This window comes from Pseudonocardia parietis (genome assembly GCF_017876315.1).
Lineage (GTDB): Bacteria > Actinomycetota > Actinomycetes > Mycobacteriales > Pseudonocardiaceae > Pseudonocardia > Pseudonocardia parietis.
The window spans coordinates 3,205,249-3,223,007 of sequence record NZ_JAGINU010000001.1 but is presented as its reverse complement, the minus strand read 5'-3'; the positions used below and the strand labels follow the sequence as shown (position 1 = coordinate 3,223,007).

Below are 17,759 nucleotides of genomic sequence, written 5' to 3'. Positions count from 1 at the left end.
GGGGGCGGGGTGGCTACCGCGGCAGGTCGGTCCGCAGCGCCTGTGCCCCGTGCAGGTAGACGTGCCGCATCTCGGCCCGCGGCTTCGGGGTCTCGACGTGCGCGAGCAGCCGCAGCACCCGCGGCAGCGCGCCCGGCACCGACATCTCGGTGGCGCACATCAGCGGGACGTCGGTGAGCCCGAGCAGTCGGGCCGCGTACGCCGGGAACTCCGCCGTCAGGTCCGGGGTGGCCGTGAACCAGATCGAGATGACGTCGTCGGAGACCAGCTCGTTGCGCTCCAGGACCGCGCTCACCAGCTCGGCCGAGCGGTCCAGGATCTGGGACCGCTCGTCGGCGTCGACCTGGGTCGCGCCGCGCAGCGCTCGAACCGCCACTACAGCCCCACCGCCTTGTACAGCGACCCCACCTCGACCCGGTCCAGCGGGCGGAGCTTGCCGGGCTTCTGGTTGCCGAGCCGGACCTCGCCGACGGCGGTGCGCACCAGCCGCTGCACCGGGTGCCCGACCTCGGACAGCAGGCGCCGGACGATGTGCTTGCGGCCCTCGTGCAGCACCAGCTGGACGGTGGCGCGACCGGGCACCGAGTCGACGAGCTTGAACGAGTCGACCCGGGCGGTCCCGTCGTCGAGCTCGACGCCCTCACGCAGGCGCTTGCCCAGGTCGCGGGCGATCTTCCCCTCGATCTCGGCCAGGTAGGTCTTGGGGACCTCGTACGACGGGTGCATCAGCCGGTGCCCGAGCTCCCCGTCGTTGGTCAGGAGCAGCAGTCCCTCGGTCTCGACATCCAGGCGTCCGACGTGGAACAGCCGCTGCGCGGTGTTCATGATCTCCACGCGGTCCGCGAGCAGGTCGCCGACGCAGGGCCGGCCGAGGTCGTCGGACATCGTCGAGTGCAGGCCGACGGGCTTGTTCAGCGCCAGGTACACCTGGTCGTCGCGCAGCGTGACGCGGGCGCCGTCGACGTGCAGCACGGCGGTGTCCGGGTCGATCCGGCGGCCCATCTCGCGGACGGTCTGGCCGTCGACCTGCACGCGTCCCTGCGCGATCAGCTCCTCCGCGGCGCGCCGGGAGGCGACGCCCGCGCGCGCCAGCACCTTCTGCAGGCGAACTCCGTCGGGGTCGTGTGCGGTAGTCATCTCTGTCCGTCCAGGTCGTCGATCGCGTCGATGTCGGGCAGCAGCGGCGCCAGCGGCGGTAGCTCCTGCACCGAGGAGAGCCCGAGCCGTTCCAGGAACAGCTCGGTGGTCCGGAACAGTGTCCCCCCTGTCTGTTCCTCGGTTCCCGCCTCCTCCACCAGACCCCGGGTGAACAGGGTACGGAGGACTCCGTCGCAGTTCACGCCCCGGACCGCCGACACCCGCGCCCGGGTCACCGGCTGCCGGTACGCGACGACGGCGAGGGTCTCCAGCGCAGCGCGGGTCAGGCGGGCACGCTGACCGTCGAGCAGGAGCTTCTCGACGTAGGGGGCGTACCGGTCACGGGTGTAGAACCGCCATCCCTCCCCCACCCGCCGCAGGTCGATACCCCGGCGGTCGGCGGTGTAGGCCAGCGACATCCGGTTGAGGGTCTGCCGGATCCGGGACGGCGTCTGGTTCAGCGCCCCGGCCAGCGACGGCTCGTCGATCGGCGAGTCGACGACGAGGAGCAGGGCCTCGAGGGCCAGCTCCAGCTCGGCGTCGTCGGCGAGGTCGTCGAGCGGGTCGGTCTGCTCGTCGAGCTCGCCGGCCTCGTCTTCGTCCTCGTCCTCGGCAGGGTCGGCGGCTTCGGCAGGGTCGACGGGGTCGACGGCTTCGGCGGGGTCGACGGGGTCGACGGCTTCGGCGGGGTCGACGGTCTCGGCGGGGTCGGCGGCTTCGGCGGGGTCGGCAGGCGCGGCGGCTTCGGCGTCCTCGGCGGCGGGTTCTCCGGCTCCTGCCGGCACGGTCGCTGCCAGATCGTCGTGCGCTACCGGCTCGGCCGTGCCGGGAACCCTCTCGGCGGCATGCCCGGAGAACACGGCGCGTTCCTCGTCCCGACCCGCTGCCCCGTCGGGCGGCATGGAACCGCCCTCGCCAGGGCCGGAACGTGCGCCTCGGTCCTCGGCAGGTGCGTTCCGGCCGTCGGGCGGCCCGGGATCGCCCTCATCAGGGCCGGAACGTGCGCCTCGGCCCTCGACAGGCTCCTTGTTGCCCTCGATCGGCACGGAATCGCTCTCACCAGGACCGGAACGTGCGCCTCGGCCCTCGGCAGGGGCGTGCTCGCGGTCGAGCGGCACGGAAACGCCCTCACCAGGGCGAAAAGGTGCACCTCGAACCCCGGCACCGCCCTCCGCTGCACCGAGCGGCACGGAATCGTCCTCATCGGGGCGAGAGCGTGCGCCTCGATCCTCGGCGGGTGTGTCCGCACCGTCGGACGGCACCGAACTGGCCGCATCCGGGCCGAGCGGTGTTCCTCGATCGTCAGGGGGCGCGTCCCGGGCCTCGTCGACACCGGGACCCGGGCCCGCGGGCCGCTCCGTGCCGGCGGAGGCGGACGGTGCATCGTTCCCCCCGGCAGCCACGGCGTCATCCCCGGACGCACCATCTGCATCATCACCGGTCGCACGATGGGCGTCGGCGTGCGGGCTGCGCGGCACGGTGCGGCCGATCAGTCGCAACAGCTCGGACGGGTCCTCGGGGTCCTCGGAGCCCGGCCGGTCGTCCGGCTCAGTCAACTGCGGTCCCGGTTCCCTCGTCGATGTCGGTCGGCTCGTCCTGCCCCGGCTCATCGTCCGGATCCGGGTCGCCGTCCGGATCCACGGCGTCGTCCGGATCCGGGTCGTCCTCCGAATCCAGGTCCCCGTCCCCGTCCCCGGCGGAGACCGCTCCGTCGCCGTCGTCCACCCGGTTCTTCTTCCGCCGCCGCGCGTTCCGGGCCCGCACCGCCTCCTCGGCGGCCGCCGCCTCGTCCTCCAGCGCGGCCGCGTAGGCGACGGGGTCGTCGGTGCGGTCGGCAGTCCAGGTGACGGTGAGGTCCCCGAACGGCTCCGGCTGCTCGAGCGCCACGGACCGCTCGCGGTACAGCTCCAGCAACGCCATGAACCGGGCGATGACCTCGATCGTCGCCACGCAGTCCGCGGTCAGATCGGCGAAGCTCGCGACCCGCTCACGCTCCAGGCGCTCCCGGAGGATCTGGGCGTGCTCGGGCACCGACACGTGCACCGCGTGCAGGTGGTCGACCCCGACCTCCTCCGGCGGCCTCGGCCGGAAGACGGCGGCTGCGAGCTCGGCGAACGCGGTCGCGTCCACCCCGAGCAACACCTCGGGCAGCAGCTCTGCGTACCGGTCCTCGAGCGACACCGAGCGCGGGAACCGGCGCATCGCACCGTTCTCCAGCTCGACGAACAGCTGCGCGGCCTCCTTGTACGCCCGGTACTGGAGCAGCCGGGCGAACAGCAGGTCGCGGGCCTCGAGCAGGGCCAGGTCCTCGTCGTCCTCCACCTCGGCCCCCGGCACCAGCCGGGCGGCCTTCAGGTCGAGCAGGGTCGCCGCGACGACGAGGAACTCGGTGGTCTCGTCGAGGTCCGCGTCGTCACCGAGAACGGCCAGGTGCGCGATGAAGTCGTCGGTGACCTTGTGCAGCGCCATCTCGGTGATGTCGAGCTCGTGCTTGCCGATCAGCTGCAGGAGCAGGTCGAACGGGCCCTCGAAGTTCGACAGCCGGACGGTGAACCGCCGGCTCCGCGGGGACGCGACGTCGTGATCGTCGAGGTTCTCCGGGACGCCCGGCCCGGCTGGGTCGCCAGCGAGCAGCGTCACCGGGCGATGACCTCCCGGGCCAGCATCCGGTACGCCTCGGCCGCGTACGACGTCGGCGCCCACGACGTGATCGGCTCACCGGCGACCGTGGTCTCCGGGAACTTGATCGTCCGGTTGATGACGGCGTCGAACACCTTGTCCCCGAACGCCTCCACCACGCGGTCGTGGACCTCCTTGGTGTGCAGCGTCCGGGTGTCGAACATGGTCGCGAGCACGCCGAGCATCCGCAGGTCCGGGTTGAGCCGCTCGGTGACCTTGTCGATCGTGTCCATCAGCAGCGCGACGCCACGCAGCGAGAAGAACTCGCAGGCCAGCGGGATGAGCACCTCGTCGGCGCAGGCCAGCGCGTTGATCGTGAGCAGCCCGAGCGACGGCTGGCAGTCGATGAGCACGACGTCGTAGTCCGGCAGGAACCGCTTCAACGCACGGCCGAGGGCCTGCTCCCGCCCGACCTCGGTGACCAGCTGGACCTCCGCCGCGGACAGGTCGATGTTCGACGGCAGCAGGTCCATGTTCTCGACGCCGGTGTCCTGAAGTACGTCGCCCCCTTCGACGCCGCGCTCCATCAGGAGGTTGTAGATCGTCGACTCGAGCTGGTGCGGCTGCACGCCGAGGCCCACCGACAGCGCACCCTGCGGGTCGAAGTCGACGAGCAGGACCTTGCGGCCGTACTCGGCGAGCGCGGCACCGAGGTTGATCGTGGACGTCGTCTTCCCGACGCCGCCCTTCTGGTTCGCCACGGCGATCACACGTGCCGGGCCGTGCACGGTCAACGGCGCCGGCTCGGGCGCACGCGTGCTGGTACTGGGGGTGCCTCGCCCCTGGTCCGGCGTCGGCTCGTCGGCCGAGGCGTCGAGCCGGCCCTGGGGTTCCGGCCGCGTCGGGTTCATGCGGTCTCCGGTCTCGTCGTGGGGTGCCGTACCGGGTCGCGGATCTCCACTGCACTGATCCCGATCCGCACTGTAGGAATCGGCCCCACGTGCGGCAATGCGCCTCGCCGTGCACGTCGCGGATGGATTTCAGGTCACCTTACCCGTGGGTCGCCGCGACCCTGCGGCGCCCGCCGGGTGCGGCGTGTCGCCACCGCCGCTCGGTGCCGATGCTCGCTACGCAAGCTCCGCTCAGGCCACCGGTGCGACCCGCACCTCGCCCGCCGTGGTCCGGGCGGTGATCCGGTGGTCGGCTCCGGGCTGGTCGGGCACCTCGACGGCCGTGGACCCGGCCGTCGTCTCCGCCGTCACGTGGTAGACGGGCCCGACGGGTACCCGGACGTCCACCGACCCGGCCGACGACTCGGCGTGCACGTCCGGCGCGGCCGCGGCGAACATCAGGTCGATACCGCCCGCGTTCGAGCTCGCCGACACGGTGCCCGGCCCGAGGCCGGCGCCGCGCACGCCACCGGCCGCGGCGCGGACGTCCTGGTCCCCGGTCAGCCCGGAGATCTCGATTCCGCCGGCCGCGACCTCCGCCCGGGACGACGCCTGCGCCGGCACCGTGATCACCAGCCCGGCCTGGCAGCGCTCGCCGCCGTCGTCCGGGCAGTCGACGGTCACCCGCAGGACGTCACCCTCGAGCCGGTGCTCGACCTGCGGTTTCGCGTCCCCGGTCCAGCGCAGGTCCTGTTCCACCGAGGCCTGCTCGCCCGCGACGAGGCGCAGGTCGCCGGCGTCGGAGTCGACCTCGACCCGGGAGACGGCCCCGTCGACCGGCTCGCTCGACGTCTCCCGCTGCTCGGGCCCCGTCCCACCGCACCCGGCCAGCACCAGGCCCGTCACCGCCGTCACCACCCACACTCCGTGTCGCATCACCGCCGAAACCTAGGGGTCGATGATCACCCGTCGGGAACCGGGACCGACGACGAGCGTCGGCGCCGGATATGTGATCAGCCCAGAGCGCGGGGATGGGCGGTGGCGTAGACCTCGCGCAGGGTGTCGACGGTGACGTGGGTGTAGATCTGGGTGGTCGCGACCGAGGCATGCCCGAGGAGCTCCTGGACGACCCGGACGTCGGCGCCCCCGGAGAGCAGGTGTGTCGCGAAGCAGTGCCGCAGGGTGTGCGGGGAGATCGCCGCGACGACGTCCTGCGGGAGTCCGGACGCCTCCGCGGCCGCGCGCAGCACGTGCCACGCGCTCTGCCGTGACATCCGGTTGCCGCGCGCGTTGAGCAGCAGGGCCGGGGTCCCGGTCCCGCGGGCGGCGAGCGTCGGGCGGGCGCGCACCAGGTATCCGTCGACGGCGGCCAGCGCGGGCCGTCCGACCGGCACGATCCGCTGCTTGTTCCCCTTGCCGTGCAGCAGGATCGTCCGTGCACCGTCGTCGAGGTCGTCGAGGTCGGCACCGGCGATCTCGGAGATGCGGGCGCCGGTGGAGTAGAGCAGTTCCAGCAGCGCCCGGTCCCGCAGCCCGGTCGGGGAGTCCGCGACGCAGCCGGCGATCAGCTGGTCGACCTGGTCCACCGACAGTGCCTTCGGCAACCGCGAGGGCAGCGACGGCGGCGCCACCGCCGCGGCGACGTCGGCCGGCACGATCCCGTCCTGCACCGCGAACCGGTGCAGTCCGCGCACCGCGGCCAGTGCCCGCGCGGTCGACGACGCGGCGAGCGGCTGCTCCCCGGTGCGCAGCGCCGTCACGAACCCGCTGACGTCCGCCTCGCGCACCGCGGCCAGGTCCCGGTGGCCGAGCGAGGCGAGATACTCGGTGTACCGGCCCAGGTCGAGGCGGTAGGAGCGCAGCGTGTTCTGCGCCCGCCCGCGTTCGACGGCGAGGTGGCCGAGATAGTCCTCGACGACCCGCTCCGGGGTGGACATCCTCAGCTCCGGAGCGCCGGGACGACCTCGCGCTCGAACAGCTCGATACCCGACCGGTCGTAGGCCGCCTCCGGGAAGTAGAAGATCCCGTAGCTCATGCCCGCGGCCTGGAGAGCGGAGAGCTTCTCGACGATCTGTTCCGGTGTTCCGACGCCGGGCAGTCCCTGGAACGCGGAGAGTGCCTGCTCGGCCTTCTCCGGCCCGACGATCGGCTCGAGCCGGGCGACGAGCTGCCGCAGCCGCTCGGACACCTCGGCCTCGGTGGTGCCGATGGCGACGTTGTAGTTGGCCGAGCGGACGATCGCGTCGAAGTCGGTGCCGACGTCGCGGCAGTGCCCGGCCAGCACCTCGGACTTGTGCCGGAAGCCCTCGAGGGTGCCGTCGAAGTTGGTGTACTGCGCGTACCTGGCGGCGATCTTCAACGTGACCTTCTCGCCGCCACCGGCGATCCAGAGCGGGATGCCGCCCTCCTGCAGGGGCTTCGGGGCGACGATCGCGTCGTCGACCCGGTAGTGCTTCCCGTCGAGGGTCGCCCGGCCCTCCTTCCAGGCCTGGGCGAAGATCTGCACGCCCTCGTCGAGCATCCCGAGCCGCTCACCGGGTCGAGGGAAGCCGTAGCCGTAGGCGCGCCACTCGTGCTCGTACCAGCCGCCGCCGATGCCCATCTCGATCCGGCCCTTGGAGATGACGTCGCAGGTCGCGGCCACCTTCGCCAGGTAGGCGGGGTTGCGGTAGGCCATGCACGTGCACATCTGGCCCAGCCGCACGCGCTCGGTCGTCGCGGCGAACGCGGCCATCAGGCTCCACGCCTCGTGGCAGGCCTCGTCGGTGGGTTCGGGAACGGTGTGGAAGTGGTCGTACACCCACACGGACTCCCAGGCGTCCCCGCGGTCGGCGTGCTCGGCGAGGCCGCGCATGGTGTCCCACTGGGCCGCGGGTTCGATGCCGACGAGGTCGAGGCGCCAGCCCTGGGGAACGAACAGTCCGAAACGCATGGGCCGATCGTAGGACGCCCGGTACCGCCGGACGGTCACGCCACGGGTGCCGATCCGACGGTCGCTGCGAACGAGCCCTCGTGGCGGATACCGTCGTGACCATGAGCGCGGGCGAGGTCGGCTACGCCGAACAGGAGGGCACCGTTCGGGTGCTGTCCGAGCACTACACCGCCGGGAGACTCGACGTCGACGCGTTCGACGACCGCGTCCGGTCGGCCCGGGCGGCGACGACGCGGGCGGAGCTGGTCGCGCTCGTCGCCGACCTTCCCGCGCCGCATCCGCAGGGACCGCAGGGCGGTGATCGAGACGGCGCTGGAGCGGCGTCGGACGCGACCGGATGGACGAACGAGCCCGACGAGCCCGACGCCACTGGGACCGGCAGTACTGGGACCGGCAGCACCGAGGCGATCGGGGTGATGCCCGGCCGGGCCGGGGAGCCCGGCGGGACCACGACGACCGGGCCGCGCAGCGGCAGCACACCGGTCGGTGTGCCCGCCGACGCGCAGGCGACCGCCCACGTGCGGACACCCGGCCCCACGCTCGTCGCCCCGGCGCCGGACCCATCCGGCCACCCGGCCGCGGGCCCGTACCCCGACACCTCGACGACGACCGCGCAGCCGTACTCACCCTCGCCGTGGTCGTCGGCCGGGTACGACCCCGCACAGCACGACCCGCCCGGTCGGGGCTCCGCCGGCGCGTACGGCACATCGGGCTCCGGCGGGTACCCCGGCCCCGGCGGCGCGGGACCCGGGTACGGCACGGGACCCGAACACGGCTCCGGCTCCGGCTCCGGCTCCGGCTCCGGCTCCGGCTACGAGCACGGTTCCGGACCCGGGTACCGCTCGGACCCCGGATACGGCGCGGGCGACCGCGGACACCCCGGGCCCGGCGCGGCGGACTACGGCGCCCCCGGCTACGGCGGCGCGAGCTACGGCACCCCGGGATACGGCGCCGCCGGATACGGCTCCCCCGGGTACGGCGTCCCCGGATACGGCGCAGCGGGCTACGGCACCCCCGGATACGGCATCCTCGGGTACGGCACCGCGGGATACGGCGCGGCAGGACCGGCCTATCCCCCGCACCCCGGCCCACCGGTGTACGGCCCGTACGGCTTCGACGCGTCGGCGCCGTTCGGGCGCGAGCCGTTCTCCGGGATGCCCTTCTCGGACAAGCAGAAGATCGTCGCCGGGTTGCTGCAGGTGTTCCTGCCGTTCGGCATCGGCCGGTTCTACTCCGGCCACACCGCCATGGCGATCGCCCAGCTGCTGGTCACGTTCTTCACGTTCGGACTCGGCGCGATCTGGTCGTTCGTCGACGGGGTCGTCATGCTCGCCGGCCGCCCGACCGACTCCGACGGGCATCCGCTGCGCCCGTGAGGATCAATCGTCGCCGTCGCGGCGGCGGGCGAAGCGTTCCGGCCGGTCCACCCACTCGGTGCCGGTGGGCCGGGGCGCGTACTCGCCCGCCAGCACCGACCGGGCGGCGAGCAGCCCGGCGCAGGACACGGCGTTGACGATCTCGCCCGCGAGAACCATCCCGACGGCGTCGTCGAGCGGGATCCACCGCAGCTCGATGTCGGCCTCTTCGTCGTCGCCCAGCTCCGGGCGCGGCTTCTCGACGAGATCGCGGGCCAGGAAGATCCGCACGGACTCGTCGGAGAACCCCGGGGAGGGGACGACGTCCAGCAGCACCGACCACGCCTGCGCCGACAACCCGGCCTCCTCGGTGAGCTCCCGGTCCGCGGTGACGGCCGGGTCCTCCCCCGCGATGTCGAGCAGTCCGGCGGGCAGCTCCCACAGCCGTCGGCGCACCGCGTGCCGGTACTGGTGCAGCATCCGGACCCGGCGCTGCTCGTCGACGGCGACGACGGCGACCGCGCCCGGATGCTCCAGGATCTCCCGCGTCGCGACCCGGCCACCGGGCATCACGACCCGGTCCGAACGCAGCGCCATGACCCTGCCGGAGTAGATGTCGGTGGCCGAACGGACCGGGAAGTCGTGCTCGCCGGGGCGGATCATCGGGCCGCCGCCGGCGCCACGGGTGCGAGAACGCTGTACGAGACGATCACACTCCGCAGCGTAGTGGCCGCACAGCGTCCATCGCCCCCGCGACGAGCCGGGGCGCCGGTCCCGCCGCCGTACGGCTCCCCGGGAGCGGCGGACGGCGACCGCGGCGACGAGGTGTCCCGCGCGGTCGCCGTCGCGCAGCTCACGGCTTCGTGCTCTCCACCGGGACGGACCCGTTCGGGCTCGACACCTCGCCCTGCTCGGCGACCACGGAGTCGTCGGAGTCGGAGTCGGAGCCGTCGGACCGCCCGGGCAGCTGCACCGGCAGCCGCTCCTCGGCCCGGTAGCGCAGCGCCGACTTCACGAACGCCGCGAACAGCGGGTGCGGCCGGGTGGGGCGGCTCTTGAGCTCCGGGTGCGCCTGGGTCCCGACGAAGAACGGGTGCTGCGAGGCCGGCAGCTCGACGAACTCGACCAGCTTCCCGTCCGGGGAGGTGCCGAAGACCAGCCCGGCGTCGGACAGCTGCTGCCGGTAGGCGTTGTTGACCTCGAAGCGGTGCCGGTGCCGCTCGGAGACCTCCTTGGCCCCGTAGGCCTTGGCCACGATCGAACCGGGCGCCAGCACGGCCGGGTAGGCGCCGAGCCGCATGGTGCCGCCCATGTCGCGCTCGCCGGCGACGACGTCGCGCTGGGTCGCCATCGTCGAGATCACCGGGTGCTCGGTCTCCGGGTCGAACTCCGAGGAGCTCGCCCCCTCCAGGCCCGCGACGGAGCGGGCGGACTCGATCACCATGCACTGCAGGCCCAGGCAGAGTCCCAGGGTCGGGATCTTCCGGGTGCGGGCGTGGGTGATCGCGCCGAGCTTGCCCTCGATGCCCCGGACGCCGAACCCGCCGGGGACGAGGACCCCGTCGACGCCGTCGAGGGCCTCGGCGGCGCCGGTCGCGGTGTCGCAGCTGTCCGAGGGGACCCAGCGGATCGCGACCTTCGCGTGGTGGGCGAACCCACCGGCACGCAGCGCCTCGGTGACCGAGAGGTAGGCGTCGGGCAGGTCGACGTACTTGCCGACGAGCGCGATCGTCGCGGTCTCCTGCGGGTGGTGCACCCGCTCGAGCAGGTCGCCCCAGACCGTCCAGTCGACGTCGCGGAACGGCAGGCCGAGCCGGCGCACGACGTAGGCGTCAAGGCCCTCGCCGTGCAGCACCTTCGGGATGTCGTAGATCGACGGCGCGTCGGCACAGGCCGCGACACCGTCGAGCTCGACGTCGCACATCAGCGAGATCTTGCGCTTCATCGCCGCCGGGATCTCCCGGTCCGCGCGCAGCACCAGCGCGTCGGGCTGGATACCGATGTTGCGCAGCGCGGCGACGGAGTGCTGGGTCGGCTTCGTCTTCAGCTCGCCCGACGGCGCCAGGTAGGGCACCAGGGAGACGTGCAGGAAGAAGCAGTTGTCCCGGCCGACCTCGTGCCGGACCTGGCGGGCGGCCTCGACGAACGGCAGCGACTCGATGTCGCCGATGGTGCCGCCGACCTCGGTGATGACGACGTCCGGCGCGATCCCCTCGGCGTCGGGCTCGGCCATCGCGAGGACGCGGTCCTTGATCTCGTTGGTGATGTGCGGGATGACCTGCACGGTGTCGCCCAGGTACTCGCCGCGACGCTCCTTGGCGATCACCTCGGAGTAGACCTGGCCGGTGGTGACGTTGGCCCGGCCCTGCAGGTCACGGTCCAGGAAACGTTCGTAGTGGCCGATGTCCAGGTCGGTCTCTGCGCCGTCCTCGGTGATGAACACCTCGCCGTGCTGGAACGGGTTCATCGTCCCAGGATCGACGTTGAGGTACGGGTCGAGCTTCTGCATGGTGACGCGGAGCCCGCGTGCGGTGAGTAGCTGACCCAGGCTCGAGGCGGTCAGGCCCTTACCCAGCGAGGACGCGACCCCACCGGTGACGAAAAGATGACGGGTGGCGCGAGTCTGCACGGATTTTCAGCCTACCCACCCTGTCTCAGACCGCCGGCACCGGGCTGCTCGCCCCGGCCCCGGAGCCGTACTGACCTGTTCGTCCGGCGTTGCGCTCGGCGAGCGCGAGGACCGTCGCGACCCGTCCCGCGCCGGTGCCGACACCGTCGACGGTGGACAGTGTTCCCGGGTTCGTGCGGGCGGCGCCGACCGCGGCCTGCGGGGTCGCGTCCCGGCCGGCCAGCACCGCTCCGGCGCCCCGGCGGTCGAGCTCCGCGGCGAGCCCCGCCGCGGTGGCCGCCGAGCCGGCGGCGTCGACACCACCGTAGGAGCCTCCGGTGACCACGACGGCGAGCCGCCCGGCAGCGAGATCCCCGGCAGGCGCCTCGGCGAAGCCCCCACCGGCGAGCCCGGCGACCACCGCAGCGGCCTGCTGCGGATCCGGTGCCGGGCCGTCCGCGGGTGCGAGCAACGCCGCACCGAGCAGCCCCCCGGCGAGGGTCCCGGCATCCGAGGACGCGGGGAGCTGCGCACCGGGCGGCAGCAGCCGCGCGGACAGGTCCTGCAGCTGGTCCGCGCGGGCCGGGTCGGTCACGGCGGGGGTCAGCACGACCTCGGACGCAACGCTCCCCCCGGCCGCGATCACCAGCTCGGCGACGGCGCGGGTGTCGGCCGGGTCGGCGCCGGCCGCGACGACGGTGACCGGCACCCCGTCGAGCGCGTCGCGGACGAGTCCCGGCGCGATCCGGGCGGTGAACTCGTCCGCGGTGCGCTGCTGCGCGGCGAGGGCGTCGCGTTCAGCCCGGAGCTGCTCCACCTCGCTCGTACCCGCGGTGGCCGCGACGCCGCTCGCGATCCGCTGCGGCAGGCCGACGGCCGCGACGACGACCCCGGCCGCCAGGGCCAGCACGAACACCGTGACCAGCGCGATCCGGTGGTAACGCCGCGAGATCACGCCGGCAACCAGGACCGCACGGTCTCGATCAGCCCACGGGCCCAGTCCAGCACCGCCGGACCACCCCCCGACACCAGCACCGCGACGACGACGGCGACGACGGCCGCCGCGATCAGCAGCAGCAGCGGCGCGAACGAGCTCCGGCTGCGGTACATCTGGGCGATCATCGCGCCGTCGACGACCGTCCCCCCGGTCTGCAGCCGGGTCAGGAACGTGGAGGCGTTACCACCGGAGCGACCGCGGTCCAGGAACTCGGCCATCGACGCGGACAGCCCCACGGTGACGATCATGCCCGCCCCGTGGTGGTGCGCCAGCAGCAGCGCCAGATCCTCCGGGTTCGCCATCGACGGGAACGTGACGGCGCTGGCACCGAGGTCCTGCACCCGGTGCAGGCCGGGCGCGTGACCGTCCGGGAAGGCCGGGACGACGACGTCGGCGCCGCTGGTCAGCGCCTGGTTCGACACCTCGGACGGGTCGGCGATGATCAGGTGCGGCCGGTACTTCGCGTTCAGCAACGCATCCGCGCCGGCGCCGACACCGACGAGCACCGGCCGGTACTCCTTGATGTAGGACTTGAGGCGCTTGAGCACGGCGGTGTGCTCGAACCCGGCGGCGACGACCAGCACGGGGCGCCCGTCCAGGGCGACGTCGACGTCGGGGACACCCCGCCCGTCGAGCAGCAGCGACCGCTCCCGGCGCATGAACTCGATCGTGTTGGCGGCGAACGCCTCGAGCTGGTGGGTGAGCCCCTGCTTGGCCTCGTCGAGCGCGTCGGCGACGGTGTCCTCGGTCTGCTCGCGGCCCTCGCCGAGCGGTTGCTCGCCGGAGTACAGGACGCCGTCGTGCAGCCGGACCTTCGCACCGTCCTTGACCGCGCGCAGGAGCTCCGCGCCGCAGTCGTCGATCAGCGGGATCCCGGCCTCGACCAGCACCTGCGGTCCGAGGTTGGGGAACCGGCCGGAGATGGACGGGGCGGCGTTCACGACCGCGGCGACCTGCGCGGTCACGAGTGCGTCGGCGGTGGCCCGGTCGAGATCGACCTGGTCGAGGACGGCGATGTCGCCCGGCCGCAGCCGGCGCAGCAGGGCGTCGGTGCGGCGGTCGGCGCGCGCCGGGCCGGTCAGACCCGGCAGCTCCGGTCGCGATCGGTGCAGCAGGCCGGACAGCTTCATGCAGCGCACTGTGACACCCGGGGCGCCCGACCTGGCGCAGGCACGCCGCACCGTGACCGCAGCGTCACCGGCTCGGGCGGTCCGGCGAGGTCCCACCCGGACGACGAGCCCGGCACGCACGTCGTCAGCCCGCCTTCGCGACCTTCCGGCGCCGCGACGCCTCACCGGTCCGCCCGCCCTCGGCCCGGCGCGAGCGGGCCTGCGCCAGGTCGGCCGGCTCGCTTGCCGCCCGGTCCGCGTCCCGGTGCGCGGTCGCCGCGGCGAGCAGTTCCTCGGCGTGCGCCCGCCCGGTGTCGGTGTCCTCCATCCCGGCGAGCATCCGGGCGAGCTCCAGCGTCCGCTCCCCCTCCGACAGCCGCCGCACGCTCGAGCGGGTGACCCCCGCGCCGGACGCCTTCTGCACCACCAGGTGCCGGTCGGCGTACGCGGCGACCTGCGGCAGGTGCGTCACGACGATCACCTGGTGCCGCTGCGCCAGCAGGGCCAGCCGGCGCCCGATCTCGACCGCGGCCCGGCCGCCGACGCCCGCGTCGACCTCGTCGAACACCATGGTCGGGACGGGGTCGGACCCGGCGAGCGCCACCTCCAGCGCGAGCATCACCCGCGACAGCTCCCCTCCGGAGGCCCCCTTGTGCAGCGGCTGGGCGGTCGCTCCGGCGTGCGGGACCAGCCGGATCTCCACTTCGTCGACCCCACCCGATCCGGCGTGGCACTCCCGGCCGGCGACAAGGAGGACCGGGCCCTCCCCGGCCGGCCGTGGCGCGACGCCGACCTGCAACCGCGCGTCCTTCATGGCCAGGCCGGCGAGCTCCGCGGTGGTGGCCTCGGCGAGCCGCCCGGCCGCCTCGGTGCGTGCCGCGGTGAGCTCCGCGGCGTGTTCGGCCAGCTCGGTGGCGAGCCCGTCGCGGCGGCAGGCCAGCTCGGCCAACGCCTCGTCGGACGTGTCGAGCCCGGCCAGCCGCTCGCGGGCGGACGCCGCCCACTCCAGGACACCGTCGGTGTCGGCGGCGTACTTGCGGGTGAGCGACTTGAGTTCGGCCTGGCGCTCGAGGACCCGGGACAGCTGCTCCGGGTCGGCGTCGAGCCGGTCGAGGTAGCCGGACAGCTCGGCGGTCGCGTCGGCCAGCACGGCGATCGCGTCGGCCAGCCGCGGGCCGAGCTCGGTCAGCGCGGGGTCACCGCTGCCCTCGACGAGCCCCTTCGCCTGCCCGGCGAGCCCGACGGCGCCGGGGACGTCGCCGTCGTCCGAACCGGACAGCGCCGCCCGGGCCGTCTCGGCAGCGTCCCGCAGGTCGTCGGCCTCCGCCATCCGGCGGGCCTGCCCGACGAGCTCCCGGTCCTCCGCCGGCTGCGGGTCGACGGCCTCGATCTCGGCGAGGCCGTGCCGCAGCATGTCCGACTCCTGGGCGAGGCGCCGGGCGTTGTCGCGGCGCTCGGCCAGCTCGGCGACGACCTCCAGCCACTCGCCGCGCACCCCGCGGTACGCGGCGAGCGGTGCCGCAACCGGATCACCGGCGAACCGGTCGAGCAGGGCGCGCTGGTCGGCGGTGCGCAGCAACCGCAGCTGGTCGTTCTGGCCGTGCACGGCCAGCTGGGCCTCGGCGAGCCGCCCGAGCACCCCGTTCGGCACCGAACGACCACCGAGGTACGCCCGGGACCGCCCGTCGGTGGAGACGGTGCGCGCGGCGATGAGCGAGCCGTCGTCGTCGGGCTCCGCGCCGACCTCGTCGGCCAGCTCGAGCGCACCGGGCGACGCCGCGAAGCGCCCCTCGACGACCGCCCGCTTCGCCCCGGCGGACACCCGTGACGACTCGGCCCGACCGCCGCCGAGCAGGTGCAGTCCGGTCACGACCATGGTCTTGCCGGCGCCGGTCTCACCGGTGAGCACGGTCAGACCCGGGTCCAGCTCCAGGGTCGCGTCGTCGATCACGCCGAGTCCCTGGATCCGCATCTCGGCCAACATGCGAGGGACCATACGTTCGAACACCGACAGCCGGAAGCGCTGACACACGCCGAACCCGAACGGATGTTCCCGCGGTCGCTCCCGTGCGGCGAACGGTCGATCAGGCGTTCGAAGAGCGGCCGCGCCACCCGCGCACGGGGAGGTCGAACTTGCGCACGAGCCGGTCGGCGAACGGCTGCGGGGCCAGCCGGACCATCCGCACCGGCTCCTCCGCCCGGCTCAGCTCCACCCGGGCGCCGGGCGGCACGGCCACGGTCCGCCGGCCGTCGCAGTCGAGCACCGCGGACGGCCCGTCGGCGGAGACCTCGATCGCGACGACGCTGTCCGGAGCGATCACCATGGGCCGGGCGAACAGCGCGTGGGCGTTGCTCGGGACCACGAGCAGTGCCTGGACCTGTGGCCAGATCAGCGGCCCGCCGGCGGAGAACGCGTAGGCGGTGGACCCGGTCGGTGTCGAGCACAGCACGCCGTCACAGCCGAACGACGACACCGGCCGGCCGTCCACCTCCAGCACGACCTCGAGGATCCGTCCCCGGGTGGTCTTCTCGACCACCGCCTCGTTCAGCGCCCAGGTCCGGCCGAGGACCCGCCCGTTCGACCGGACGAGCGCCTGCAGGGTGGTGCGCTCCTCCACCTCGTAGGCGCCCGCGGCGAGCTTCTCGAGGGTCTCGCCGAGGGTGTCCTCCTCGGCCTCGGCGAGGAAGCCGATGTGCCCGAGGTTCACCCCGAGCAGCGGCACACCGGCCGGCCGGGCCAGGTCGGCGGCGCGGAGCAGGGTGCCGTCCCCGCCCAGCACCAGCGCAGCCTCCGCACCGCGTGCGCAGTCGGGGCCGCCGGCAACCTGGATGGGCGCAGGTCCGATCGGCAGATCCGGGTCCGCGCCGAGCTCGGCCCACTCGTCGGCGAGCACCCGGGTCCGCAGGCCGAGGCGGCCCAGTTCGTTCATGACGTGCACGGCGGTCTTCCGGTTGGCCGGACGACCTGTGTGCAGCACCAGCAGGATCTCCCTCATGCCGGTCCGTCCGCGACGGCGGCGGTCAGCATCGGGTCCAGGTCGGGGCCCGGGCCGGGATCGTCGCCGGTGGGCCGGCGCAGGTGCAGGAAGTACTCGACGTTGCCGGACGGCCCGGGCAGCGGGCTCGCGGTCGCGCCGAGCACCCGCAGGCCGAGCCCGGCAGCGACGGTCGCGACGTCGCGCAGCGTCTCGGTGCGCAGCTGCGGGCTCCGTACGACACCGCCGGAACCGAGACGGCTGCGCCCGACCTCGAACTGCGGCTTGACCATCGGCAGCAGGTCACCACCGGGCGCGGTGCACGCGGCGAGTGCGGGCAGGACGGTACGCAGCGAGATGAACGACAGGTCGGCGACCGTGAGGTCGACCGGTCCGCCGATCAGGTCGGGCTCGAGCGCCCGGACGTTGGTGCGGTCGTGGACGTGGACACGGTCATCGGACTGCAGACGCCAGATCAGCTGGCCGTAGCCGACGTCGGCGGCGACGACCTCGCGTGCGCCCCGGCTGAGCAGGACGTCGGTGAACCCACCGGTGGACGCGCCCGCGTCCAGGCAGCGCCGGCCGGCCGGGTCGACGCCGGTGAACGTCTCGAGCGCGCCGAGCAGCTTCTTGGCACCGCGGGATGCCCACTCGGGTTCGTCGTCACCGGATTTCACCACGACCGGGGTCTCCCGCTCCACGAACGTCGCCGGTTTCGCGGCGGGCATGCCGTTGACGGTGACCCGGCCGGCGGCGATCAGCTCGGCCGCCTGCCCCCGGGAACGGGCGAGCTTGCGCCGGACGAGTTCGGCGTCCAGCCGCGCACGGGTGGGCGCCACGCTCAGCCCCGCTCCGATCCGCTGGTCAGCGCCCGGCCGAGCGTGGCATGCACCCGTTCGAACGCGGCCGGGTGCTCGGACACCGGGCGCCCGTCGAGATCGTCCAGCCCGGCGACAGCCTCCTCGACGTCGGCGCGCAGCGCGGCGACCGGACGTTGCTCCGCCGGTCGCGGGTCGCCCGGACGCGGGCCGGGGGTGGGGACGCTCATCGATGATCTCCGGGGACGGGGTTCTCGCGGTCCACGTTAGTCGAACCCACCGACGACGAACGGGCGGCGGGCCGTACGGATCTCGCGAT

General features: G+C 73.7%; 16 protein-coding genes and 1 pseudogene. 1 reads left to right on the top strand and 16 read right to left on the bottom strand.

Features of this window, described 5'->3' with window-relative positions; translation table 11 throughout:
• Positions 1-13 precede the first annotated feature (13 nt).
• The 8 genes and pseudogenes from aroH to JOF36_RS15255 form a co-directional block, all read right to left on the bottom strand.
• Complete coding sequence (gene aroH / locus JOF36_RS15290) at positions 14-376, bottom strand: chorismate mutase (RefSeq protein ID WP_210027514.1); 363 nt, start codon at positions 374-376, stop codon at positions 14-16.
• On the bottom strand, positions 376-1,137 hold the full coding sequence (locus JOF36_RS15285) for a pseudouridine synthase (RefSeq protein ID WP_210027512.1): 762 nt from the start codon (positions 1,135-1,137) through the stop codon (positions 376-378). Before JOF36_RS15285 ends, aroH begins: the two co-directional genes overlap by 1 nt.
• Positions 1,134-2,039, bottom strand: coding sequence for an SMC-Scp complex subunit ScpB (gene scpB, locus JOF36_RS15280; protein ID WP_210027511.1), 906 nt, complete (start codon positions 2,037-2,039; stop codon positions 1,134-1,136). The genes JOF36_RS15285 and scpB overlap by 4 nt, the downstream gene beginning before the upstream one ends.
• 865 nt (positions 2,040-2,904) lie before the next feature.
• Positions 2,905-3,777 (bottom strand): annotated as a pseudogene (locus tag JOF36_RS38970) (segregation and condensation protein A); the annotation flags it as partial.
• The gene (locus JOF36_RS15270) at positions 3,774-4,667 is read right to left on the bottom strand and encodes a ParA family protein (RefSeq protein ID WP_210027509.1); all 894 of its coding nucleotides are present in this window, start codon (positions 4,665-4,667) and stop codon (positions 3,774-3,776) included. The gene JOF36_RS15270 and the pseudogene JOF36_RS38970, both read right to left, overlap by 4 nt.
• Before the next feature lie 231 nt (positions 4,668-4,898).
• Positions 4,899-5,585, bottom strand: a complete 687-nt coding sequence (locus tag JOF36_RS15265) for a DUF4097 family beta strand repeat-containing protein (protein WP_210027508.1) — start codon at positions 5,583-5,585, stop codon at positions 4,899-4,901.
• A gap of 74 nt (positions 5,586-5,659) precedes the next feature.
• A complete protein-coding gene (locus JOF36_RS15260; RefSeq protein ID WP_210027507.1) occupies positions 5,660-6,583 on the bottom strand; it encodes a site-specific tyrosine recombinase XerD in 924 nt (307 codons plus the stop codon).
• Positions 6,584-6,585: 2 nt separating this feature from the next.
• A complete protein-coding gene (locus tag JOF36_RS15255) occupies positions 6,586-7,578 on the bottom strand; it encodes an LLM class F420-dependent oxidoreductase (RefSeq protein WP_210027506.1) in 993 nt (330 codons plus the stop codon).
• A 101-nt stretch (positions 7,579-7,679) separates the two neighbouring features.
• On the opposite strand from JOF36_RS15255, the gene JOF36_RS15250 reads away from it, so the two are divergent.
• On the top strand, positions 7,680-8,954 hold the full coding sequence (locus tag JOF36_RS15250) for a DUF1707 domain-containing protein (RefSeq protein WP_210027505.1): 1,275 nt from the start codon (positions 7,680-7,682) through the stop codon (positions 8,952-8,954).
• A gap of 3 nt (positions 8,955-8,957) precedes the next feature.
• Here JOF36_RS15250 and JOF36_RS15245 read toward each other — a convergent pair whose 3' ends face one another.
• The 8 genes from JOF36_RS15245 to JOF36_RS15210 form a co-directional block, all read right to left on the bottom strand.
• Entirely contained in the window at positions 8,958-9,596 is a 639-nt protein-coding gene (locus JOF36_RS15245; protein ID WP_210027504.1) for an NUDIX domain-containing protein, read from the bottom strand.
• Between the two features lie 190 nt (positions 9,597-9,786).
• On the bottom strand, positions 9,787-11,562 hold the full coding sequence (pyrG, locus tag JOF36_RS15240; protein ID WP_210027502.1) for a CTP synthase: 1,776 nt from the start codon (positions 11,560-11,562) through the stop codon (positions 9,787-9,789).
• 25 nt (positions 11,563-11,587) lie between these two features.
• Complete coding sequence (locus tag JOF36_RS15235) at positions 11,588-12,496, bottom strand: copper transporter (RefSeq protein ID WP_210027501.1); 909 nt, start codon at positions 12,494-12,496, stop codon at positions 11,588-11,590.
• Positions 12,493-13,668 carry a putative cytokinetic ring protein SteA gene (gene steA, locus JOF36_RS15230; protein WP_210027500.1) on the bottom strand — a complete coding sequence of 392 codons (1,176 nt, stop codon included), beginning with the start codon at positions 13,666-13,668 and terminating at the stop codon, positions 12,493-12,495. Before steA ends, JOF36_RS15235 begins: the two co-directional genes overlap by 4 nt.
• Positions 13,669-13,792: 124 nt before the next feature.
• Entirely contained in the window at positions 13,793-15,631 is a 1,839-nt protein-coding gene (gene recN, locus JOF36_RS15225; protein WP_210027499.1) for a DNA repair protein RecN, read from the bottom strand.
• Between the two features lie 100 nt (positions 15,632-15,731).
• A complete protein-coding gene (locus tag JOF36_RS15220) occupies positions 15,732-16,643 on the bottom strand; it encodes an NAD kinase (RefSeq protein ID WP_210027498.1) in 912 nt (303 codons plus the stop codon).
• Positions 16,640-17,461, bottom strand: a complete 822-nt coding sequence (locus JOF36_RS15215; RefSeq protein WP_210027497.1) for a TlyA family RNA methyltransferase — start codon at positions 17,459-17,461, stop codon at positions 16,640-16,642. Before JOF36_RS15215 ends, JOF36_RS15220 begins: the two co-directional genes overlap by 4 nt.
• Before the next feature lie 2 nt (positions 17,462-17,463).
• Positions 17,464-17,670: a hypothetical protein gene (locus tag JOF36_RS15210; protein WP_210027496.1), complete on the bottom strand. Its 207-nt coding sequence runs from the start codon at positions 17,668-17,670 to the stop codon at positions 17,464-17,466.
• Between the last annotated feature and the right edge of the window lie 89 nt (positions 17,671-17,759).